The organism is Cnuibacter sp. UC19_7 (genome assembly GCF_042699995.1).
Classification (GTDB): domain Bacteria; phylum Actinomycetota; class Actinomycetes; order Actinomycetales; family Microbacteriaceae; genus Cnuibacter.
Genome location: NZ_CP170560.1, coordinates 3,527,494 through 3,547,963 on the forward strand (window position 1 = coordinate 3,527,494; position 20,470 = coordinate 3,547,963).

Here is a 20,470-nt window from a genome sequence, read left to right on the forward strand (position 1 = left end):
ATCTCAGAGGGAGGCGCGGAAGGCGGCGGGGGAGAGGCGCTCGCGGGTGGTGAACCAGGCGGTGAAGTTCGACGGGTCGCTGAAGCCGAGGGAGGAGCCGACGCGGGCGGCAGAGAGGTCGGTGTGCGCTAAGAGGCGCTTGGCCTCCAGGAGGATGCGCTGGTCGACGACCTCCTTCGGGCTGGCCCCGGTGGCGGCGCGGGTCGCGCGCGACAGGGTGCGGACCGAGTAGCCCAGGCGCGTCGCGTAGCCCGCGACGCCGTGCTCGACGGCGAAGTCGCGCTCGACCGCGTCGCGGAACGCGAGGTAGGCATCGGAGGCCGGGGACACGGGCTGGGTAGTCGCCGTGCCGGCCAGCCGCAGGAGCAGCGCCTCCAGCGTGTGCCGCGACGCCCCGCGACGCGCCTCGCTGAGGACGCAGCCCCCGCCCGCGTCGTGGGAGGTGCGCAGCACGCTCACCAGGGCCGCCACATCCGACCACGCCGTGTCGTCGAGCCCCCAGAACCGGGGACCGGACGGATGCTCGACCGACGCCAGCGCATCCGTCGCCGGATCGACCACGCCGGCAGGGAAGATCACGGCGGTGGCGTCGAGGTCGCCGAGGTCGCCCCAACGCTGCACCTGACCCGGTCGGGCCCAGAGGACGGAGCGAGGACCGAGCCGATGCTCGGTGAAGTCGAGCATGTGCGTCGAGCTGCCGCCGGCGACCACGAGGAGGAGATGGAACTCGACGCGCTGCGGAGCGCGAGAGCCGCTGGGCTCGAGCGCGGCCCGCATCGACGAGACCGGCTTGGCCTCCACCTCGTACTCGCGGCCCGACCGGGGCAGGTATGCGATGCGCTCGATGTGGGAATGTCCCGAATCCACCATGTTCTGTCCAACCGCGACCGCGCGGATCGTCTTCCCGACGAGGAGAATCGAACACGGTCAGGCTACAGAGAGAAGGACGACCGTGACGAGCATCGCCATCATCGGAGGCACCGGGTACACCGGAGGGAACATCGCGCGCGAGGCGCTGGGCCGGGGGATCGAGGTGACCTCGGTGTCGCGGCACGCACCCGCCGAGCCGATCGCCGGGGTCGAGCACGTGACCGGCGACATCGCCGACCAGGCCCTGCTCGAGCGCCTCGCCGCCGACCATGACGTGGTCGTCATCGCGATCCATGCGGTCGACGGTGACAACACGCCCGTGCTCCTGCCCCTCACGCCCGCCATCGCCGCGGCGGCGAAGCAGGGTGGCGCGCGTCTCGGCGTCGTCGGAGGCGCCGGCAGCTCGCTCGTCGCCGAGGGCGGACCGCGCCTCCTCGACACCCCCGACTTCCTCGACGACTGGAAGCCCGAGGCGTCGAGCCACGCCGAGGTTCTCGAGTGGCTGCGGGCGAACGGCGGCGACCTGGAGTGGTTCTACGTCAGCCCCGCCGCGTTCTACGGCTCGTTCGCGCCCGGTGAGACCACCGGTGAGTACCGCACGAACGGCGACGTGCTGGTCACCAAGGAGGACGGCTCGTCGGAGATCTCGGGCACCGACTTCGCCCTCGCCTTCGTCGACGAGATCGTGGACCCGAAGCACACCGGCCGGAGGTTCACCGTCGGACACTGAGCGGCGTTGCACTTCGCGGCGTGATGGAGTAGAGAGCTCCTTGCGCCGCGAAGCCGTTTAACGTAAGCTCGATGTTTGGTGTTTTCGGACGTCCGCGCCTGCGCGAAACCAGTCCGAACACTCGCAAGACCAGCACAGACTACAACAGCGACAGTGAGGCTATGGCCAAGAAAGACGGCGTCATCGAGATCGAGGGCTCAGTCCTCGAGGCTCTCCCGAACGCGATGTTCCGGGTGGAGCTCACCAACGGACACAAGGTCCTCGCACACATCTCAGGCAAGATGCGGCAGCACTACATCCGCATCCTCCCCGAGGACCGTGTGATCGTGGAGCTGAGCCCGTACGACCTGACCCGTGGCCGGATCGTCTACCGCTACAAGTAGGCCTGGGGCCGGAAAGTAACGGCTCCGCACCGCGGAGTACGAGGACAGCGAGAGAAGAAGAATCATGAAGGTCAACCCCAGCGTCAAGCCCATGTGCGAGCACTGCCGCGTGATCCGTCGCAACGGACGCGTCATGGTGATCTGCAAGAGCAACCCGCGTCACAAGCAGCGCCAGGGCTGAGCCCACCCGCCGCTTTCACAACTGAACACGAAACAGCAGTCCCGAGAGGTCCGCGCGCGAGCGTCGGGCCGACTCCTCCGGTGGGAGGCCGGGGCACAGGGACTGCTCCACACCTCCCACTCATCATGAGGAGAATGCCGTCATGGCACGTCTGGCAGGCGTCGACATCCCCCGCGAGAAGCGCGTGGAAGTCGCACTCACCTACATCTACGGAGTCGGCCGCACCCGCGCGCTGAAGACTCTCGAGGAGACCGGGATCAGCGGAGACATCCGCGTCAAGGACCTCACCGACGACCAGCTCGTCGCCCTCCGCGACCACATCGAAGGCAACTTCAAGGTGGAAGGTGACCTCCGCCGCGAGGTCGCCGCCGACATCCGCCGCAAGGTCGAGATCGGCTCGTACGAGGGCATCCGCCACCGCAAGGGCCTCCCGGTCCGCGGTCAGCGCACCAAGACCAACGCTCGCACCCGCAAGGGCCCGAAGCGCACCGTCGCCGGCAAGAAGAAGGCCGGCCGCTGAGCCGCCGACACCACAGGATCTGAGGAGACCACTACATGGCTACCCCCAAGTCGGCTGTTCGCAAGCCGCGCAAGAAGGAGAAGAAGAACGTCGCCGTGGGCCAGGCCCACATCAAGTCGACGTTCAACAACACGATCGTCTCGATCACCGACACCACCGGTGCGGTCATCAGCTGGGCGTCGTCCGGCGGCGTGGGCTTCAAGGGCTCCCGCAAGTCGACCCCGTTCGCTGCCCAGCTCGCCGCCGAGTCGGCCGCGCGCCAGGCGCAGGAGCACGGCATGAAGAAGGTCGACGTGTTCGTCAAGGGCCCCGGTTCGGGCCGCGAGACCGCGATCCGCTCGCTCCAGGCCGCCGGCCTCGAGGTGGGCTCGATCAACGACGTGACGCCGCAGGCCCACAACGGCTGCCGTCCGCCGAAGCGCCGCCGCGTCTGAGTTGTCGTCCAGCCCGTCGGGTGCCCCGTGCACCCGGCGGGCCGCTCGCGTCTCGCGAGAACCTCCGCCTCTCCCCGACAACTCCATACTTCGATCGGGCCAGCCACCCGGTTGTATCGCAAAGCGTCATATAGCGGACGCTTGGCCGAAAGGAATACACAGTGCTCATCGCACAGCGCCCCACCCTCACCGAGGAGAACATCTCGGAGTTCCGCTCGCGCTTCGTCATCGAGCCGCTCGAGCCCGGCTTCGGCTACACCCTCGGCAACTCGCTCCGTCGCACCCTCCTCTCGTCGATCCCCGGCGCGGCCGTGACGAGCATCCGCATCGACGGCGTGCTCCATGAGTTCTCGACGATCCCCGGTGTCAAGGAGGACGTCACCGAGATCATCCTGAACATCAAGCAGCTGGTCGTCTCGAGCGAGCACGACGAGCCGATCACCGCCTACCTGCGCAAGCACGCGTCCGGTGAGGTCACCGCGGCCGACATCTCGGCGCCGGCGGGTGTGGAGATCCACAACCCCGACCTCGTCATCGCGACCCTCAACGACAAGGCCAAGTTCGAGCTCGAGCTCATCATCGAGCGCGGCCGCGGCTACGTGTCGGCCACCCAGAACCGCAGCGAGTTCTCCGAGGCGGGCCAGATCCCGATCGACTCGATCTACTCGCCCGTGCTCAAGGTGACCTACCGCGTCGAGGCCACCCGTGCCGGTGAGCGCACCGACTTCGACCGCCTCGTGGTCGACGTCGAGACCAAGCCCGCCATCACCCCGCGCGACGCGATCGCGTCGGCGGGTCGCACGCTCGTCGAGCTGTTCGGTCTCGCCCGCGAGCTCAACACCGCGGCCGAGGGCATCGAGATCGGCCCCGCGCCGGTCGACGCCGTGCTCTCCAGCGAGCTGTCGGTGCCGATCGAGGACCTCGACCTGTCGGTCCGCTCCTACAACTGCCTCAAGCGCGAGGGCATCAACACGGTCTCCGAGCTGGTCGCCCTGTCCGAGACGCAGCTGATGAACATCCGCAACTTCGGTCAGAAGTCGGTCGACGAGGTGAAGGACAAGCTCGTCGAGCTCGGCCTGTCGCTGAAGGACAGCGTTCCCGGCTTCGACGGTGCGCACTTCTACGGCGGATACGACGACGAGAACGTCTGATCTGACGTTCGCCTGAGCTTTTCACTGACGCAAAACCTGGAGAGAGATCAATGCCCAAGCCGACCAAGGGACCCCGCCTCGGAGGCGGACCGGCGCACGAGCGCCTGCTCCTCGCGAACCTCGCTGCCGCGCTGTTCACGCACAAGAGCATCAAGACCACCGAGACGAAGGCCAAGCGCCTCCGTCCGCTGGCCGAGCGCCTCATCACCTTCGCCAAGCGCGGTGACCTGCACGCCCGTCGTCGCGTTCTCGCCGTCATCGGCGACAAGAACGTCGTCCACGAGCTCTTCACCGAGATCGCCCCGCTGGTCGCCGAGCGTGAGGGTGGCTACACCCGCATCACGAAGCTCGGCTTCCGCAAGGGCGACAACGCCCCCATGGCGCAGATCGAGCTCGTGCTCGAGCCCGTCGTGAAGAAGAACGCGTCGAAGCCGGCGCGCTCGAAGGCTGCCGCCGCTCCGGTCGCCGAGGAGGCTCCGGTCGAGGAGACCGCCGCCGAGGAGACCCCGGCCGAGGAGACCGCCGCCCCCGAGGCGGAGGAGACCGAGGCCACGGAGGCTCCCGCCGACGAGACCGAGGCTCCGGCCGAGGCCGCCGACGAGAAGGCCGACGAGACCAAGTAGTCCCGCTCGTCCTCGAACGCCCCGCATCCGATCGTGGATGCGGGGCGTTCGTCGTTTCCTAGACTGGCGGGATGGAATCGGTGCGCGTTCGGCTCGACATCGCGTACGAGGGGACCGACTTCAGTGGGTGGGCGCGTCAGCCTACGCTGCGGACGGTGCAGGGTGCGCTCGAGTCGGTGCTCGCGACGCTGTTCCGGCGGCACGAGCCGGCGCCGCTGCTCACCGTGGCGGGGCGGACGGATGCGGGTGTGCACGCGAGCGGGCAGGTCGCCCACGTGGACCTGACGGCGGACCAGCTCGGCAGCCTCCGTCGACGCAACGACGTCGACGCGAGCCCGGAAGCGCTGGCGTCGAAGCTCGCCGCGCGCATGAACGGCGTGCTGGGCGCCGACTCCGACGTCGTCCTCCTGGGCAGCGGCCTCGCGCCCGCAGGGTTCGAGGCGCGCTTCTCCGCGGTCTGGCGTCGATACGAGTTCCGGGTCGCGGATGCCGACACCCCGCGCGACCCGTTGGAGCGCCGGCGGACCGTGCGGCATCCGGCCCGGCTCGACGTCGAGGCGATGGATGCGGCCGCCCGTGCGCTTCTCGGGCTCCATGACTACGCGACGTTCTGCAAGCCGCGCGAGGGCGCGACGACCATCCGGACGCTCCAGGAGTACGGCTGGCACCGAGACCACCGGGGCGTGCTGATCGCCCGGCTGCAGGCCGACGCCTTCTGCCACAGCATGGTGCGGGCGCTCGTCGGCGCCGCCGTGGCCGTGGGCGACGGCTCGCTGACGGGGGAGCGGCTCGTCCGGCTCCGCGACGAGCGGATGCGCACCAGCGCGTTCCTGGTGATGCCGGCGAAGGGCCTCACCCTGACCGAGGTCGGATACCCGCCGGTGGAGGAGCTGGCGAGCAGGGCCGAGCGGACGCGCGCCCGACGCGAGCTCGAATGATCGGTCCGCGGCCGTCGTTTGACCGGAACCGGCCGGTCGCGTATTCTTGATCTTTGGTGTGCGCCCCGGCGTGCATCCGCAGTTGAGCCCTCCACCGGACGGTTCCCCTCGATCCGAGGGCAATCTCCACCGGAGCGGGATTCACGAACCCCTCACTCGAACAGAAAGCAGCACTACTGTGACGCGCACCTACACCCCCAAGGCCGGCGAGATCACGCGCGGCTGGGTCGTGATCGACGCGACCGACGTCGTCCTCGGCCGCCTCGCGAGCCACGCGGCCGCCATCCTCCGCGGCAAGAACAAGGCGACCTTCACGCCCCACATGGACACCGGCGACTTCGTCATCATCGTCAACGCCGACAAGGTCGTCCTCACCGGCTCCAAGGCCGAGAAGAAGCTCGCCTACCGCCACTCGGGCTACCCGGGCGGCCTCAAGGCCGTCTCGTACACCGAGCTCCTCGAGAAGAACCCGGCCCGCGCCGTCGAGAAGGCCATCCGCGGCATGCTGCCGAAGACGTCGCTCGGTCGCGACCAGTTCCGCAAGCTCAAGGTCTACACCGGCCCGGAGCACCCGCACGCTGCCCAGCAGCCCACGCCCTACACCCTCGACCAGGTCGCCCAGTAGCGCCAGGCCCCTAGACACTTGAGGCTCAAGGACTGAATCACCGTGGCGAAGATCGCAGACCAGATCGACGTGGCTCCTGAGAGCTACAGCACCGAGACCCCGGCCGAGGAGGCGCCCCGCGCCCCCCGCGCCGTCCTGAACGTGTCGGGCGCGGCCGTGGGCCGCCGCAAGGAGGCCATCGCTCGCGTGCGCCTCGTCCCCGGCTCGGGCACCCTCACCATCAATGGCCGTGCGTTCGAGGACTACTTCCCGAACAAGCTGCACCAGCAGCTGATCACCGACCCGTTCAAGGTCCTCGACCTCATCGGCTCGTACGACGTGACGGCCAGCATCTCCGGCGGCGGCCCCTCCGGCCAGGCCGGCGCCCTGCGCCTCGCCATCGCCCGTGCGCTGAACGAGATCGACCGCGAGAACAACCGCCCCACTCTCAAGAAGGCGGGCTTCCTCACGCGCGACGCCCGCGTGATCGAGCGCAAGAAGGCCGGTCTCAAGAAGGCGCGCAAGGCCTCGCAGTTCTCCAAGCGCTGATCCGCGCTCGGTCTACGCTGTAGCCCATGGCTCGCCTCTTCGGCACCGACGGTGTGCGCGGACTCGCGAACCAGGACGTCACGGCCGATCTCGCACTGCGCGTCGCCCAAGCGGGTGCACGCGTGCTGGGTTCCCCAGCCCGCGAGGTCGGCCGTCGTCCTGTCGCGGTCGTCGCTCGCGACCCACGCCAGTCCGGTGACTTCATCGCCTCCGCCGTCGCGGCGGGGTTCGCGGCCTCCGGTGTCGACGTGCTCGACGCGGGAGTGCTCCCCCACCCCCGCTGCGGCGTACCTGATCGCCGACATCGGCGCCGACTTCGGTGTCGTCGTGTCGGCCTCGCACAACCCCGCGCCCGACAACGGCATCAAGTACTTCGCGGCCGGCGGCAAGAAGCTCCCCGATGAGATCGAGGAGCAGATCGAGGCCGCTCTCGACCTCCCGCCGCTCGCTCCGCTGGGTGGCGAGGTGGGGCGCATCCGGCGTTTCGCCGACGCCGAGGACCGCTACGTGGTGCACCTCCTCGGGACGCTGCCGCATCGTCTCGACGGCATCCATGTCGTGCTCGACTGCGCGCACGGCGCGGCGGCCGGCGTCTCTCCCGAGGCGTTCACGGTGGCCGGCGCGACGGTGACCGTCATCGGGAACGACCCCGACGGCATGAACATCAACGACGGGGTGGGCTCGACCCACCTCGACAACCTCGCGGCGGCCGTCGTGGCTGCGGGTGCCGACGTCGGCATCGCCCACGACGGCGACGCCGATCGGTGCCTGGCCGTCGATGCGACCGGCGCGATGGTCGACGGCGACCAGATCATGGCGATCCTGGCCGTGGCCCAGGATCAGCGCGGACTGCTCCGCGAGCACACGCTCGTCGCGACGGTGATGAGCAACCTCGGTCTCAAGCGCGCGATGGCCGAGCACGGGATCTCGATGCTCGAGACGAAGGTGGGCGACCGCTACGTGCTCGAGGCCATCAACGAGGGCTCGTACAGCCTCGGCGGCGAGCAGTCGGGACACATCATCTTCGCCGACCACGCCACGACGGGCGACGGCATCCTCACCGGCCTCCAGCTCGTGAGCCGCATGGCCCAGACCGGGTCGTCGCTCGCCGAGCTCGCCTCGGTGATGAAGGTGTACCCGCAGACCCTGGTGAACGTCCGCGGCGTCGACCGCGACGGCGTGGCGACCGACACCGTGCTGGCGCAGGCGGTGGCCGAGGCCGAGGCCGACCTGGGCGACACAGGGCGCGTGCTGCTGCGCCCCTCCGGCACCGAGCCGCTCGTGCGCGTGATGGTGGAGGCCGGCGACCAGTCGACCGCCGACCGCGTCGCCGGCGAGCTCGCCGAGGTGGTGCGCCAGCGTCTCTCGACGGGCGTCGAGCGCTCCTGACGCGCGGGTCTGCCGGTCAGACCTTCCGCAGGAGCACGTGCTTCACGGTGTGATCCGACTCCTTGCGGAGCACGAGGGTCGCCCGTGAGCGCGTGGGCCGGATGTTCGCCATCAGGTTGGGCAGGTTGATCGACTCCCAGATGGAGCGCGCGGTCGCCCGCGCCTCGACCTCGCTGAGGCTCGCGTACCGATGGAAGTACGACGACGGGTTCGCGAACGCCCCGCGCTGCAGGTCGAGGAAGCGGTTGACGTACCAGCGCTCGATGTCGCTGGTACGCGCATCCACGTAGATCGAGAAGTCGAACAGGTCGCTCACCGCGAGGTTGTTGCGGAGCGGCGGCTGGAGCACGTTGAGCCCTTCGACGATGAGGATGTCGGGCTGCCGCACCACGACCTGCGCCTCGGGCACGATGTCGTAGCTGAGGTGCGAGTAGAACGGGGCGCGCACCTCGGCGACGCCGCTCTTCACGGCGCTGACGAACCGCAGCAGGCTTCTGCGGTCGTACGACTCGGGGAAGCCCTTGCGGTTCATGATGCCGCGGCGCTGCAGCTCGGCGTTGGGGTAGAGGAAGCCGTCGGTGGTGATGAGCTCGACGCGGGGCGTGTCGGACCAGCGGGCGAGCAGCTCGCGGAGGAGGCGGGCGATGGTCGACTTCCCGACGGCGACCGACCCGGCGACGCCGATGACGAACGGGGTGCGGCTGGAGTGCTCACCCAGGTACCCGCGGGTCGAGTCGTAGAGGGCGCGGGCGTTCGAGGCGTAGAGGTTGATGAGGCGGGTGAGCGGAAGGTAGACCTCCGACACCTCGCGCATGTCGAGCGGGTTCCCGAGGCCGCGCAGCTGCACGATCTCGGTCTCCTGCAGCGGAAGCGGGGTCGACGGGGCGAGTGAGGCCCAGTGGGCCCTGCCGATCTCGACGAACGGGCTGAGCCCCTGGCCGACCTGGTTCACGGACTCGCCCATAGGCTCCCCATTCTGCCTGATGGCGCGCCCGGCGGATGCTCGGGGAGGCCGCTATAGACTCGACCCCATGTGTGGCATCGTGGGTTACGTCGGATCGAAGAGCAGCCTGGACGTGCTCCTGGGCGGCCTCCGCCGCCTGGAGTACCGCGGTTACGACTCGGCGGGCGTGGCCGTCATCGCCGAGGACGGCGAGCTGGTGACGCGGAAGCGCGCGGGCAAGCTCGCGGTGCTCGAGTCGGATCTGGAGGCGAACCCGCTGCCGACGGGGACGACGGGCATCGGGCACACGCGCTGGGCCACGCACGGCGGACCGACCGACGGCAACGCGCATCCGCACCTGTCGGCCGACGGGCGGATCGCGCTCATCCACAACGGCATCATCGAGAACTTCTCGTCGCTGAAGCAGGAGCTCCTCGACGCCGGCTACACGTTCGACAGCGAGACCGACACCGAGGTGGCGGCGAAGCTCCTCGGCCGTGAGTACGAGCAGGGCGACGGCATCGCCGCCGCGCTCGGCCGCGTGGTCGACCGCCTCGAGGGCGCCTTCACGCTGCTCGCCGTGCACCAGGATGAGCCCGGCGTCGTCGTCGGCGCCCGCCGCAACTCGCCGCTCGTGATCGGGCTCGGCGAGGGCGAGAACTTCCTCGGCTCCGACGTGGCCGCGTTCGTCGAGCACACCCGTCGCGCCGTCGCGATCGGCCAGGACCAGATCGTGGTCATCACCCCCGACTCCGTCACCGTCACCGACTTCGAGGGCGGGCCCGTCGAGGTCCACGAGTTCGAGGTGTCGTGGGATGCCTCCGCCGCCGAGAAGGGCGGTTGGTCGAGCTTCATGGCGAAGGAGATCAGCGAGCAGCCCGAGGCCGTCGCCAACACCATCCGCGGTCGTGTCATCGACGACCAGGTCAGGCTGCCCGAGCTCGAGGGTCTCGACGAGGTGCTGGCCGACATCGACCGCATCATCATCATCGCGTGCGGTACCGCCAGCTACTCGGGCCTCGTCGGAAAGTACGCCATCGAGAAGTGGGCACGCATCCCGGTCGAGGTCGAGCTCTCGCACGAGTTCCGCTACCGCGACCCGGTGCTCAGCGAGCGCACCCTGGTCGTCTCGATCAGCCAGTCCGGCGAGACCATGGACACGCTCATGGCCGTGAAGTACGCCACCGCCCACGGCGCGCGCACGCTGTCGATCTGCAACACGCAGGGCGCCACCATCGCGCGCGAGTCCGATGCCGTCGTCTACACGCACGCCGGCCCCGAGGTCGCCGTGGCCTCGACGAAGGCGTTCGTGGCGCAGATCACCGCGCTGTACCTCTTCGGCCTCCACCTCGCACGGGTGCGCGGCACGGTCGAGCCCGGATACGCTGCCGAGCTCGTGGACGAGCTGCGTGCCGTGCCCGACAAGATCGCGAAGGTCCTCGAGTCGGCCGACGAGATCGACCAGCTCGCCCGGTGGATGTCCGACACCCGCGCCGTGCTCTTCCTCGGCCGTCACGTGGGCTACCCGATCGCGCTCGAGGGTGCGCTGAAGCTCAAGGAGCTCGCGTACATCCATGCCGAGGGCTTCGCCGCGGGTGAACTGAAGCACGGGCCGATCGCGCTCATCGAGCCCGGTCAGCCCGTCTTCGTGGTCGTGCCCTCGCCGCGCGATCCCGGATCGCTGCACTCGAAGGTGGTCTCGAACATCCAGGAGATCCGTGCGCGCGGCGCCCGTGTGCTCGCGGTGGCGGAGGAGGGCGACGTGGCGGTGCTGCCGTTCGCCGACGAGGTGATCCGCATCCCGCTCGCCGCCCCGCTGTTCGAGCCGCTGCTCACGGTCGTGCCGCTCCAGCTGTTCGCGATGTCGCTCTCGACGGCCAAGGGCCTCGACGTCGACCAGCCCCGCAACCTCGCCAAGTCGGTCACCGTCGAGTGACGCCGTGATCGTCGGGGTGGGCGTCGACATCGTCGACGTAGCGCGGTTCGAGCGGTCGCTCGAGCGCACGCCGCGTCTCGAGGAGCGCCTGTTCGCTCAGGGCGAACGCGGGCGTCCGGTGAGGTCGCTCGCGGTGCGCTTCGCCGCGAAGGAGGCGCTGATCAAGGCCGTCGGGCACTCCACCGGGTTCCGCTGGCACGACATGCGCGTCGTGTCCGACGACGAGGGCAACCCCGGCTTCGAGGTGAGCGGGGGAGTGGCCGACGCGCTCGCCCGCCTGGGCGCGACGCGGGTCCACCTGAGCATGAGCCACGACGGCGGATCGGCCTGCGCCTTCGTGGTCGCGGAGGCGACGGCATGAGCGACACGACAGCGATGAGGTCCGACTCCGGGCGTCCGGCGCTGCGCCGGGCGATCGTCGACCTCGGCGCCATCGGCTCCAACGTCGAGCGCATCTCGCGGATCGTCGAGGGCGCCCAGATCATGGCCGTCGTGAAGGCGAACGGATACGGGCACGGCGCGGTGCCCGTCGCGCGCACCGCTCTCGAGGCCGGCGCGACCTGGCTCGGCACCGCGGATGTCGGCGAGGCGCTCGCGGTGCGCGAGCAGATCGCCGACGCGCCGATCCTCGCCTGGCTGCACGACGCCGATCCCCGGTTCGACGAGGCCGTGGAGCGGAGCATCGCCATCGGCGCCAGCTCCGCCCTGCACCTGGAGCGTGCGGCGGCCGCCGCGTCCGCGACCCGGGCGCAGCCCGCCTCCGTCCACCTCAAGGTCGACACGGGCCTCGGGCGCAACGGCATCCCGCGGCGGGAGTGGGAGCGCGTGTTCGACCGGGCCCGCGAGCTGGAGCTCGAGGGGCGCGTCACCGTCGACGGCCTCTTCAGCCACCTCTCCAACGCCGACCCCGTCGAGGACGGCCTGCAGCTCGATGCCTATCGTGAGGCCGATGCGCTGGCCCGCGCGGCCGGCTTGGAGCCACGCCTCCGCCACATCGCGGCGACGGCGGCGGCGCTGCGGCTGCCCGAGACCCGTCTCGACATGGTCCGCATCGGGATCGGCCTGTACGGGCTCTCCCCGTTCGACGACGAGAGCCCCCGGCACCTGGGCCTCACGCCTGCCCTGCGGCTGGAGTCGAGGCTCATCTCGGTCAAGCGCGTGAAGGCAGGCACGGGTGTCTCGTACGGATACACCTACCGTGCAGAGCACCCGACCACCCTCGGCCTGGTTCCGCTCGGCTACGCCGACGGCATCCCCCGCCACCTGTCGAACACCGGCTCGGTCGAGGTCGCGGGCAAGCAGAGGCGGATCGTCGGCAGGATCGCGATGGACCAGTTCGTCGTCGACCTCGGCGACCACAGGGCCTCGGTGGGCGACCCCGTGACGCTGTTCGGCGATCCGGCGACCGGAGCTCCGAGCGCCTACGACTGGGCGCAGGCGGCGTCGACGATCAACTACGAGATCGTCACCCGGCTCGGCGGCCGCGTGGTGAGGGAGTACGCATGACAAGCCACGACCGGGCGACGCCCCGCCGCGCCGCGGTGATCGACCTCGACGCCTTCCGGCACAACGTGCGCACGCTGGCGGCGCTCGCGGCGCCATCCGAGACGATGCTCGCCGTGAAGGCGAACGCCTACGGGCACGGCATGGTTCCCATCGCCTACGCGGCGCTCGAGGCCGGCGCCGGGTCGCTCGCGGTGCTCGACATCCCCGCCGCTCTGGCGCTCCGCGACGCGGGCATCACGGCGCCGATCTTCGCCTGGATGCACGACGTCGGCTCCGACTTCGGCGCGGCCGCGGAGGCCGACATCGACCTCGGCATCTCAGGCGTCTGGCAGCTCGACGCCATCGCGCGGGCGGGGGCCCCGCGCGCTCCCCGCGTCCACCTCAAGATCGACACCGGCCTCAGCCGCAACGGTGCCACGGCCGACGACTGGCCCGACCTCGTGCGCACCGCACTCGACTACGACGCCCGGGGCATCGTGCGTCTGCACGCCGCCTGGTCGCACCTCGCCGATGCCTCGCCGGACGACGACGCCGAGTCGCTCCAGCGCCTCCGCGCGGCGGTCGAGGTGGCCGAGGGGCTCGGCGCCCGCTTCGAGCGGCTGCACCTCGCGGCGAGCTCGGCGGGCATCCGCGAGCCGGAGGCGCGGCTCGACCTGGTGCGCTTCGGCATCGCCGCGTACGGCATCTCGCCGTTCGACGACGTCGACGGGCGGGGCCTCGGCCTCCGCCCCGTGATGACCCTCAAGGCGCCCGTCGTCTCCGTCAAGCGCGTCGAGGCGGGGCACGGGGTCTCGTACGGCCTCACCTACCGCACCGACAGCGACTCCACGCTGGCACTGGTTCCGCTCGGCTATGCCGACGGCATCCCGCGCATCGCGACCGACCATGGCACCGTGTGGATCCGCGGACGCCGCTATCCCATCGCGGGCCGCATCGCGATGGACCAGTTCGTCGTCGACGTGGGCGACGCGGAGGTCGCGGTGGGCGACGAGGTCGTCGTGTTCGGCGAGGGCGACCGCGGCGAGCCCACCGCCGAGGAGTGGGCCGGGTACGCGCAGACGATCGGCGACGAGATCGTGGCCCGCGTGGGGCACCGCGTCGACAGGCTCTACGTCGGAGCGCGACCGGCGGGCCTGCCCGAGGAGTTCCGCCTGGAGCGGCCGTGACCGAGGTGCCGACGTCCGGCTCGCCGAGCGTGGGCGTCGCCGAGACGATCGAGGTCGCGACTCCGGAGGAGATGGAGGCGCTCGGCGGTTCCCTGTCCCGGACGCTGCGAGCCGGCGATGTGCTGGTGCTCTCCGGTGACCTCGGCGCCGGGAAGACCACGTTCACGCGCGGCCTCGGCGAGGCGCTCGGAGTGCGCGGGCCCGTGACCAGCCCGACCTTCGTGCTGGCACGGACGCATCCGAACCTCGGCGACGGCCCCGCCCTCGTGCACGTCGACGCGTACCGGCTCGACAGCGCCCTGGAGCTCGACGATCTCGACATCGACTTCCCGCGGTCGATCGTCGTGGTCGAGTGGGGTGAGGGGCTGATCGAGGCCCTCGCCGAGTCGTACCTCGCGGTGCGCATCGACCGACCCCACGGAGCGGCGAGCGGATCGACGCCGATCGAGGGGGAGGAGCCCATCGAGCCCCGCACCGTCACGGTCCGCCGGGTCGGCTCGCGCTGGCTGTGATGCTCCCCACGGCGCGGCGTTAGGCTCGAAGGATGCTGCTCTCCCTCGACACCTCGGCCGGATCGTCGGCCGCGGTCATCGACGGCGACGACGTCCTCGCCGAGCGCTCTGTGGCCGACACCATGAGGCACGCCGAGGTGGTGGGCGCCCTCATCGCCGGTGTCCTCGACGACGCCGGAGCGACCCCCCGCGACATCGACGACGTCGTCGCGGGCATGGGGCCCGGTCCGTTCACGGGCCTCCGGGTGGGCATCGCGGCGGCCAAGGCCTTCGCGTTCGGGATCGGCCGCAGCATCATCCCCGTCGTCAGCCACGACGCCGTCGCGTTCGAGGCCTGGCATGCCGGCTCCCGGGGTCGGTTGCTCGTCGTGACGGATGCGCGTCGACGCGAGCTGTACTGGTCGGCCTACGAGCTCGACCCCGCCGGCGCGCGGCGGGTCGACGGACCCGGACTGTCACGCCCCGACGAACTGCCCCACGCCGACGCGGCGCGCATCGACGCCGCCGTCGTGTCGGCGGGCGCTCTCGGTCGTGTGGCCGTCGAGCGGGCCAGGGCGGGCGTGGCGCCCGAGCCCGACGAGGCGCTGTACCTCCGGTCGCCCGACGTGACGCTCTCCACCGGCCGCAAGCGGGTGACCGCATGAGCGTCGGGCTGCGTCCGGCGACTCTCGACGACCTCGACGTCATCATGGCCCTCGAGACCGCCACCTTCACGACCGACGCCTGGTCGCGCGAGTCGATGGCCGCTGAGCTGGCGAGCGAGCACTGCCGCTACGTCGTCGCCGTCGACGACGACGACGACGAGCGCGGCTTCCTCGGCTACGGCGGCGTGCTGGTCCCGTCCGGGTCGAAGGATGCCGACATCCAGACCATCGCGGTCGTCCCCGAGGCGCGGGGCACCGGGCTCGGACGGCGGCTCATGGAGCGCCTGCTGGGCGAGGCCCGCGATCGCGGAGCGCGTGAGGTGTTCCTCGAGGTGCGCGCCGACAATCCGGTAGCGCAGGCCCTGTACCTGTCGCTCGGCTTCGAGCAGATCGCCATTCGCCCGAGGTACTACCAGCCGGATGAGGTCGACGCGCTGGTCATGCGCGCGCCGGTCACCGCATCCCGCAGCACCGTCGGCGCCACGGAGGAGGATGCCCGATGAACCGACACGACCCCCTGATCCTCGGCATCGAGACCTCCTGCGATGAGACCGGCGTGGGGATCGTGCGCGGCGACCATCTGCTCGCGAACGTCATCGCCTCGTCGATGGACGAGCACGCGCGGTACGGCGGCGTCGTGCCCGAGGTCGCGGCGCGGGCGCACCTCGAGGCCATCCAGCCCACGCTCGAGGCGGCCGTCGCGGAGGCGGGCATCCGCCTCGACGAGATCGACGCCATCGCGGTCACCACCGGTCCCGGTCTGTCGGGGGCCCTGATGGTGGGCGTGGGAGCGGCGAAGGCGCTCGCGGTCGCCCTCGGGAAGCCGATCTACGCCGTGAACCACCTCGTGGGGCACGTGGGCGCCGACGTGGTCGCGGACGAGCCGCTCGAGTACCCGACGATCGCGCTGCTCGTCTCGGGCGGGCACACCTCGCTCCTGGTCGTGCGCGATCTCGTGGGCGACGTGGAGCTGCTCGGCGAGACGATCGACGACGCCGCGGGGGAGGCCTTCGACAAGGTGGCTCGTGTGCTCGGCCTGCCCTATCCGGGTGGGCCGCAGATCGATCGCGCCGCCGTCGGAGGTGACCCGAAGGCCATCCGCTTCCCGCGTGGTCTGAGCCTGCCGAAGGACATGGCGAAGCACCGCTACGACTTCTCGTTCTCGGGGCTCAAGACCGCGGTCGCCCGCTGGGTCGAGGCCGAGACCGACGCTGGACGCGAGGTTCCGGTCGCCGACGTCGCCGCGAGCTTCCGCGAGGCCGTGGTCGACGTGCTGCTGACGAAGGCCTTCGCCGCCTGCGCCGACCTCGGCATCCCGCGGCTGCTCCTGGGCGGGGGAGTGGTGGCCAACGCCCGCGTGCGCGAGGAGGCGGCGCGCCGAGCGGAGCTCGCCGGCGTGACCCTGCGCATCCCGCCCCTGTCGCTCTGCACCGACAACGGCGCGATGATCGCCGCGCTGGGGGCGCAGCTCGTCATGGCCGGGCGCGAGTCATCGTCGCTCGACTTCGGAGCCGACTCCACGCTCCCCGTCACCGACGTCCTGGTGCACTGAGCGCCTTTCCTGCACAGGGCGGGCCGTCTCCACAGCGTCGGCGGATGACGCACTGCCCTCCCGCCCGCCGGGGTCGTCCTGCCATGATGGTGGTGCCTCGACCGCGAGGCACCACGAGGGAGAGCGCATGACCGACACCCACGGGGCCGACGAGCGTCCCGACACCACGACCCCGAGCGACGAGCACGACGCGAGCGGATCGAGCGCCGCCGCCTCGGCTCCGGAGCCGTTCGCCGAGCCGGCGCCCCGGTTCGAGCCCCCGGCCGGCGAGGCCGCGCCGGGAGCCGCGTCGTCGCCCTCCACGGCACCTCAGGATGCTCCTTCGGGCTACTCGGCGCCTCCTCCGCCCTCGCAGGGCTACCAGGCGCCGGCGTCCTCGGGCTACTCCGCTCCGCCGTCGTCGGGCTACCAGGCGCCTCCTCCGCCCTCGCAGGGCTACCAGGCGCCGGCATCGTCCGGCTACTCGGCCCCGCCGGCCGGCCAGGGGTATCAGGCGCCGCCGGCGGCTGCACCGTCGTACCAGGCTCCGCCTCCGCCCTCCGCGGCCCCGTCGGCGCAGCCCTCCTCCGGCTACTCGGCCCCGCCGCCCCCGGCCGCTCCCGCCGCCCCGATCGCGCAGCCGTCGTTCCAGGCTCCGCCGCCGCCCGCATCCGGTGCGTACGGATCCTCCGCCCCCACCGGCCAGCCGGCGTACGGGCAGTCCCCGTACGGCGCGCAGGGCGGTGCGCCGAGCGGCGCGCCGTCCTACGGTCAGGCCGCTCCGACCCAGCCCCCGGGGGCGGTCCCGCCCGGGTCGCTGCCGCCCGGCTCCGTTCCGCCGCCCGGCTACTACGGTGGGTACCCGACGCCGGCGCCCTCGGCGCAGACCAACGTGCTGGCGATCATCACGATCATCGCCGCGTTCGTCTTCTCACCCGTCGGCATCGTGACCGGCCACATCGCGCTGAACCAGATCAAGCGGACGCACGAGGGCGGGCAGGGCCTGGCCAAGGCCGGCCTGATCGTGAGCTACGTGTTCACCGGCCTCACGGTGCTGTTCATCATCGGGTACGTGATCTTCATCGTCGTCGTCCTCGCGACGGTGGGAGTGGGGTCGGCGGCGTACTCCACGTACTAGCGGTCGCGGTCGTCCGCTGCGGTCGGCGCGGGGCGCTCCACCAGGAGAGCCTCGTGCCGGCCCGCCACCCGTGTGAGCACGATCGTCGCGCTCCGCTCGCCGCGCAGCCCGAGCCGCTTGCGCAGCGCCGCGGGGTCGACGTCGATCCCGCGCTTCTTGATCTCGAGTGTGCCGATGCCGCGCTCGCGGAGGGCCTTCTTCAGCGCCGTCTCCGAGGCGGGAAGGCGCTCGAGGATGCGGAACGCGGTGGCGAAGGGCGTCTCGACCAGTTCGTCCGACGTCAGGTACGCGATCGAAGGGGAGACCATCCCCGCATCGAGGCGCTCCGCCAGCGCCCCGATGAGCCGGGCACGGATCACCGACCCGTCCGGTTCGTAGAGGTAGGCGCCCAGGGGCCGGTCACCGACATCGGGGCTGTCTGCGGGCCCGGTCAGCTCCGCGGTTCCCGAGCGAGAGAGCACGAGAGCAGACCGGCGCACGCCCTCGCGCGCCAGCGGGCCGAACCACAGACCCATCTCCACCAGCTGCCCGTCGACCGACACCCACTGCGCCTCGGCGGAGTCGGGGATGAGATCGCGGTCGAGACCCGGTCCGAGCTTGACGCCCACCGGCATCCGCTCGGCCAGCCCGAAGGCGAAGTCGAGCGAGGGCGACCAGTCCGCCGGATCGTGCAGTCGTCGCGACGACGACGTCCCGCCCGTTCGCCGAGCGGGGTCGAGGTAGACCGCATCGACGCCGTCGAGCGGGGTCGTCTCGGCCGCGCCGACCTCCACGGTCGTCTCGGGGAAGTCGGAGAGGTTGTACGCCGCGATCGCGGCGGTCACCTCATCGCGGTCGACGGCGAGCACCGCGACGTCGATGGCGGACAGCGCCAGCGCATCCGCCCCGATGCCGCAGCCGAGGTCGGCGACCCGGGTGAGACCCGCGTCGCGGAACCGGCCGGCGTGGAGCGCGGCGACCCTGAGCCGCGTGGCCTGTTCGAGCCCCGCGGGGGTGAAGAGCATGCGGTCGGCGAAGGGCCCGAACTTCGCGCGGGCCCGGACGCGCAGCGCGGCCTGCGAGACGGCGGCGGCCACGAGATCGGCGCCGTGCCCGGCACGCCTGAGGCGGGTCACCTCGTCGACCGGACGGGTGCCGTCGATCTCGTCGACGAGTCGGAGAGCCTCCGGGGTGAGCAGTCGTGCGAGCTCGGCGGAGTCCATGCCGTCACCCTAGCCGACGGGCTTAGGCGCGCCCGGGAAACCCTGGCACTCGCGTTGCGCGAGTGCCAGAACAGCCTCTAGACTCGCTCTTAGCACTCTCGTGATGAGTGTGCTAACAGACGTTCCGAACCTAGGAAAGAAGAGGTCAACCGTGTCGGTCTCCATCAAGCCGCTCGAAGATCGCATCGTCATCAAGCAGGTCGAGGCAGAGCAGACCACCGCTTCCGGTCTGGTCATCCCCGACACCGCCAAGGAGAAGCCCCAGGAGGGCGAGGTCGTCGCCGTGGGTCCCGGCCGCATCGACGACAACGGCAACCGTGTTCCGCTCGACGTCGCCGTCGGCGACAAGGTGATCTACTCCAAGTACGGCGGCACCGAGGTCAAGTACGCCGGCGAGGAGTTCCTCGTCCTCTCGGCCCGCGACGTGCTCGCGGTCGTCGTGCGCTGAGTCGCTCGACGCTCTTCCTTCAGGGCCCGGATGGTCAACCATCCGGGCCCTGCGGCGTCTGACGGTAGTTTGGGATCGTGAACGAACGCGCCGTCGACCGCATCGGACCGGGGCTGATCTACGGTGCCGCGGCGAACGTGCTGTGGGGCGTCTTCCCTCTCTACTTCCTGCTGCTGTCGCCGGCGGGCGCGTTCGAGATCGTCGCCTGGCGGGTCCTCTTCTCTCTCGCGTTCTGCGCCCTCGCGCTCACCGTGACACGATCCTGGCGCCGGTTCGGCGCGCTCCTGCGTCGGCGGAGGGTCGTGCTCACCATGGCCCTGGCCGGGGCGCTCATCTACGTCAACTGGCAGACCTACGTGCTCGGCACGCTCGCCGGACGCGTGGTCGAGACCGCGCTCGGCTACTTCACCATGCCGCTCGTCACCGCGCTCCTCGGCGTGCTGGTGCTGCGCGAGCGACTGCGGCGGATGCAGTGGGTCGCCCTCGCGCTCGGCGGTGCGGCCGTGCTGGTCATCGCCCTCGGGTACGGGGAGGTGCCGTGGATCGCGATCGCGCTGGCGCTGAGCTTCGGCGCATACGGGCTCGTGAAGCGCCGGGTCCGCGACGACGTGGACGCCCCGAGCGGGCTCGCCCTCGAGACGCTCTGGCTGGCGCCGGTCGCCCTCGTGCAGATCGTCGTCGTCTCGGTGACGAGCGGACTGGTCTTCGGCACGGCGGGCTGGGCGAACACCGTGCTCCTCATGCTCTCCGGCGTGGTGACGGCGGTGCCGCTGCTGCTCTTCGCATCCGCCGCTCGCCGCCTGCCGCTCACCGTGCTCGCCGTCGTGCAGTACATCGTCCCCGTGCTGCAGTTCGTCATCGGCGTCTGGGTGCTCCACGAGCCGATGCCGCTGGAGCGGTGGATCGGATTCGGGATCGTCTGGCTCGCCCTGGTCGTGTTCACCGGAGACCTGATCCGGTCCAGGCGTCCCCTGAGTCACGAAACGCTAACGATCGCCACCTGAGACATCCAGAAAACACGGTTGTAACAAACACGCCCTAGTTTTGACCCAATCGCTGCGCTGGCTTCCGC

Annotated in this window: 24 protein-coding genes and 1 pseudogene; 22 read left to right on the forward strand and 3 right to left on the reverse strand. The window is 70.8% G+C overall.

The window, feature by feature from the left end; translation table 11 throughout:
- Positions 1 to 3: 3 nt before the first annotated feature.
- A complete protein-coding gene (locus tag ACFJGV_RS16925; RefSeq protein WP_378145219.1) occupies positions 4 to 870 on the reverse strand; it encodes a helix-turn-helix domain-containing protein in 867 nt (288 codons plus the stop codon).
- Positions 871 to 952: 82 nt separating this feature from the next.
- Between ACFJGV_RS16925 and ACFJGV_RS16930 the strand changes: the two genes are divergently transcribed.
- The 11 genes and pseudogenes from ACFJGV_RS16930 to glmM all read left to right on the forward strand — a co-directional run bounded on the left by ACFJGV_RS16930 (position 953) and on the right by glmM (position 8,372).
- Positions 953 to 1,600 carry an NAD(P)-dependent oxidoreductase gene (locus ACFJGV_RS16930; protein ID WP_378145221.1) on the forward strand — a complete coding sequence of 216 codons (648 nt, stop codon included), beginning with the start codon at positions 953 to 955 and terminating at the stop codon, positions 1,598 to 1,600.
- Between the two features lie 161 nt (positions 1,601 to 1,761).
- Positions 1,762 to 1,983 carry a translation initiation factor IF-1 gene (gene infA / locus ACFJGV_RS16935; RefSeq protein ID WP_017885509.1) on the forward strand — a complete coding sequence of 74 codons (222 nt, stop codon included), beginning with the start codon at positions 1,762 to 1,764 and terminating at the stop codon, positions 1,981 to 1,983.
- Between the two features lie 64 nt (positions 1,984 to 2,047).
- Positions 2,048 to 2,164 (forward strand): 50S ribosomal protein L36, encoded by a 117-nt coding sequence (gene rpmJ, locus ACFJGV_RS16940; RefSeq protein WP_085018765.1) that lies wholly within the window; start codon positions 2,048 to 2,050, stop codon positions 2,162 to 2,164.
- A gap of 142 nt (positions 2,165 to 2,306) precedes the next feature.
- A complete protein-coding gene (gene rpsM, locus ACFJGV_RS16945) occupies positions 2,307 to 2,684 on the forward strand; it encodes a 30S ribosomal protein S13 (RefSeq protein WP_085018766.1) in 378 nt (125 codons plus the stop codon).
- 35 nt (positions 2,685 to 2,719) lie between these two features.
- On the forward strand, positions 2,720 to 3,118 hold the full coding sequence (rpsK, locus tag ACFJGV_RS16950) for a 30S ribosomal protein S11 (protein ID WP_022896808.1): 399 nt from the start codon (positions 2,720 to 2,722) through the stop codon (positions 3,116 to 3,118).
- 161 nt (positions 3,119 to 3,279) lie between these two features.
- Complete coding sequence (locus tag ACFJGV_RS16955) at positions 3,280 to 4,269, forward strand: DNA-directed RNA polymerase subunit alpha (protein ID WP_085018767.1); 990 nt, start codon at positions 3,280 to 3,282, stop codon at positions 4,267 to 4,269.
- Positions 4,270 to 4,319: 50 nt separating this feature from the next.
- A complete protein-coding gene (rplQ, locus tag ACFJGV_RS16960) occupies positions 4,320 to 4,892 on the forward strand; it encodes a 50S ribosomal protein L17 (protein ID WP_378145223.1) in 573 nt (190 codons plus the stop codon).
- A gap of 71 nt (positions 4,893 to 4,963) precedes the next feature.
- Positions 4,964 to 5,830, forward strand: a complete 867-nt coding sequence (locus ACFJGV_RS16965; RefSeq protein ID WP_378145225.1) for a tRNA pseudouridine synthase A — start codon at positions 4,964 to 4,966, stop codon at positions 5,828 to 5,830.
- A gap of 178 nt (positions 5,831 to 6,008) precedes the next feature.
- Positions 6,009 to 6,455: a 50S ribosomal protein L13 gene (gene rplM / locus ACFJGV_RS16970; RefSeq protein ID WP_378145227.1), complete on the forward strand. Its 447-nt coding sequence runs from the start codon at positions 6,009 to 6,011 to the stop codon at positions 6,453 to 6,455.
- Between the two features lie 42 nt (positions 6,456 to 6,497).
- Positions 6,498 to 6,983, forward strand: coding sequence for a 30S ribosomal protein S9 (gene rpsI / locus ACFJGV_RS16975; RefSeq protein WP_085018770.1), 486 nt, complete (start codon positions 6,498 to 6,500; stop codon positions 6,981 to 6,983).
- A 26-nt stretch (positions 6,984 to 7,009) separates the two neighbouring features.
- Positions 7,010 to 8,372: pseudogene (gene glmM / locus ACFJGV_RS16980) on the forward strand (phosphoglucosamine mutase).
- 16 nt (positions 8,373 to 8,388) lie between these two features.
- On the opposite strand, the gene coaA reads toward glmM, so the two are convergent.
- A complete protein-coding gene (gene coaA, locus ACFJGV_RS16985; protein WP_378145229.1) occupies positions 8,389 to 9,336 on the reverse strand; it encodes a type I pantothenate kinase in 948 nt (315 codons plus the stop codon).
- Positions 9,337 to 9,403: 67 nt separating this feature from the next.
- Between coaA and glmS the strand changes: the two genes are divergently transcribed.
- From glmS to ACFJGV_RS17030, 9 genes are all read left to right on the forward strand, one after another.
- Positions 9,404 to 11,251: a glutamine--fructose-6-phosphate transaminase (isomerizing) gene (gene glmS, locus ACFJGV_RS16990; RefSeq protein ID WP_378145230.1), complete on the forward strand. Its 1,848-nt coding sequence runs from the start codon at positions 9,404 to 9,406 to the stop codon at positions 11,249 to 11,251.
- Between the two features lie 4 nt (positions 11,252 to 11,255).
- Complete coding sequence (locus tag ACFJGV_RS16995; protein WP_378145231.1) at positions 11,256 to 11,612, forward strand: holo-ACP synthase; 357 nt, start codon at positions 11,256 to 11,258, stop codon at positions 11,610 to 11,612.
- Complete coding sequence (alr, locus tag ACFJGV_RS17000) at positions 11,609 to 12,757, forward strand: alanine racemase (RefSeq protein WP_378145233.1); 1,149 nt, start codon at positions 11,609 to 11,611, stop codon at positions 12,755 to 12,757. Before ACFJGV_RS16995 ends, alr (ACFJGV_RS17000) begins: the two co-directional genes overlap by 4 nt.
- On the forward strand, positions 12,754 to 13,923 hold the full coding sequence (alr, locus tag ACFJGV_RS17005; protein WP_378145235.1) for an alanine racemase: 1,170 nt from the start codon (positions 12,754 to 12,756) through the stop codon (positions 13,921 to 13,923). Before alr (ACFJGV_RS17000) ends, alr (ACFJGV_RS17005) begins: the two co-directional genes overlap by 4 nt.
- Before the next feature lie 71 nt (positions 13,924 to 13,994).
- Positions 13,995 to 14,435: a tRNA (adenosine(37)-N6)-threonylcarbamoyltransferase complex ATPase subunit type 1 TsaE gene (gene tsaE / locus ACFJGV_RS17010; protein WP_378148759.1), complete on the forward strand. Its 441-nt coding sequence runs from the start codon at positions 13,995 to 13,997 to the stop codon at positions 14,433 to 14,435.
- 32 nt (positions 14,436 to 14,467) lie between these two features.
- On the forward strand, positions 14,468 to 15,079 hold the full coding sequence (gene tsaB, locus ACFJGV_RS17015) for a tRNA (adenosine(37)-N6)-threonylcarbamoyltransferase complex dimerization subunit type 1 TsaB (RefSeq protein ID WP_378145237.1): 612 nt from the start codon (positions 14,468 to 14,470) through the stop codon (positions 15,077 to 15,079).
- On the forward strand, positions 15,076 to 15,582 hold the full coding sequence (gene rimI / locus ACFJGV_RS17020; RefSeq protein WP_378145239.1) for a ribosomal protein S18-alanine N-acetyltransferase: 507 nt from the start codon (positions 15,076 to 15,078) through the stop codon (positions 15,580 to 15,582). The genes tsaB and rimI overlap by 4 nt, the downstream gene beginning before the upstream one ends.
- Entirely contained in the window at positions 15,579 to 16,631 is a 1,053-nt protein-coding gene (tsaD, locus tag ACFJGV_RS17025) for a tRNA (adenosine(37)-N6)-threonylcarbamoyltransferase complex transferase subunit TsaD (protein WP_378145240.1), read from the forward strand. The genes rimI and tsaD overlap by 4 nt, the downstream gene beginning before the upstream one ends.
- Before the next feature lie 127 nt (positions 16,632 to 16,758).
- Positions 16,759 to 17,748 (forward strand): DUF4190 domain-containing protein, encoded by a 990-nt coding sequence (locus tag ACFJGV_RS17030; RefSeq protein ID WP_378145242.1) that lies wholly within the window; start codon positions 16,759 to 16,761, stop codon positions 17,746 to 17,748.
- Here the strand turns inward: ACFJGV_RS17030 and ACFJGV_RS17035 are convergent.
- Positions 17,745 to 18,950 (reverse strand): SAM-dependent methyltransferase, encoded by a 1,206-nt coding sequence (locus tag ACFJGV_RS17035; RefSeq protein ID WP_378145243.1) that lies wholly within the window; start codon positions 18,948 to 18,950, stop codon positions 17,745 to 17,747. The genes ACFJGV_RS17030 and ACFJGV_RS17035 overlap by 4 nt on opposite strands.
- A 151-nt stretch (positions 18,951 to 19,101) precedes the next feature.
- Between ACFJGV_RS17035 and groES the strand changes: the two genes are divergently transcribed.
- Positions 19,102 to 19,398, forward strand: coding sequence for a co-chaperone GroES (groES, locus tag ACFJGV_RS17040; RefSeq protein WP_085018783.1), 297 nt, complete (start codon positions 19,102 to 19,104; stop codon positions 19,396 to 19,398).
- Between the two features lie 77 nt (positions 19,399 to 19,475).
- Positions 19,476 to 20,402 (forward strand): EamA family transporter RarD, encoded by a 927-nt coding sequence (gene rarD / locus ACFJGV_RS17045; protein ID WP_378145245.1) that lies wholly within the window; start codon positions 19,476 to 19,478, stop codon positions 20,400 to 20,402.
- Positions 20,403 to 20,470 lie beyond the last annotated feature (68 nt).

Excerpts from the sequence above, each read along its gene's own strand:
- coaA (WP_378145229.1), bottom strand. The coding sequence starts at position 9,336 with ATGGGCGAGTCCGTGAACCAGGTCGGCCAGGGGCTCAGCCCGTTCGTC.
- ACFJGV_RS16925 (WP_378145219.1), bottom strand. The coding sequence starts at position 870 with ATGGTGGATTCGGGACATTCCCACATCGAGCGCATCGCATACCTGCCC.
- rimI (WP_378145239.1), top strand. The coding sequence starts at position 15,076 with ATGAGCGTCGGGCTGCGTCCGGCGACTCTCGACGACCTCGACGTCATC.
- tsaE (WP_378148759.1), top strand. The coding sequence starts at position 13,995 with ATGGAGGCGCTCGGCGGTTCCCTGTCCCGGACGCTGCGAGCCGGCGAT.
- tsaB (WP_378145237.1), top strand. The coding sequence starts at position 14,468 with ATGCTGCTCTCCCTCGACACCTCGGCCGGATCGTCGGCCGCGGTCATC.
- ACFJGV_RS17030 (WP_378145242.1), top strand. The coding sequence starts at position 16,759 with ATGACCGACACCCACGGGGCCGACGAGCGTCCCGACACCACGACCCCG.
- rpsM (WP_085018766.1), top strand. The coding sequence starts at position 2,307 with ATGGCACGTCTGGCAGGCGTCGACATCCCCCGCGAGAAGCGCGTGGAA.
- infA (WP_017885509.1), top strand. The coding sequence starts at position 1,762 with ATGGCCAAGAAAGACGGCGTCATCGAGATCGAGGGCTCAGTCCTCGAG.
- alr (WP_378145233.1), top strand. The coding sequence starts at position 11,609 with ATGAGCGACACGACAGCGATGAGGTCCGACTCCGGGCGTCCGGCGCTG.
- glmS (WP_378145230.1), top strand. The coding sequence starts at position 9,404 with ATGTGTGGCATCGTGGGTTACGTCGGATCGAAGAGCAGCCTGGACGTG.
- ACFJGV_RS16965 (WP_378145225.1), top strand. The coding sequence starts at position 4,964 with ATGGAATCGGTGCGCGTTCGGCTCGACATCGCGTACGAGGGGACCGAC.
- rpsK (WP_022896808.1), top strand. The coding sequence starts at position 2,720 with ATGGCTACCCCCAAGTCGGCTGTTCGCAAGCCGCGCAAGAAGGAGAAG.
- rpmJ (WP_085018765.1), top strand. The coding sequence starts at position 2,048 with ATGAAGGTCAACCCCAGCGTCAAGCCCATGTGCGAGCACTGCCGCGTG.
- rplQ (WP_378145223.1), top strand. The coding sequence starts at position 4,320 with ATGCCCAAGCCGACCAAGGGACCCCGCCTCGGAGGCGGACCGGCGCAC.
- tsaD (WP_378145240.1), top strand. The coding sequence starts at position 15,579 with ATGAACCGACACGACCCCCTGATCCTCGGCATCGAGACCTCCTGCGAT.
- ACFJGV_RS17035 (WP_378145243.1), bottom strand. The coding sequence starts at position 18,950 with ATGGACTCCGCCGAGCTCGCACGACTGCTCACCCCGGAGGCTCTCCGA.
- alr (WP_378145235.1), top strand. The coding sequence starts at position 12,754 with ATGACAAGCCACGACCGGGCGACGCCCCGCCGCGCCGCGGTGATCGAC.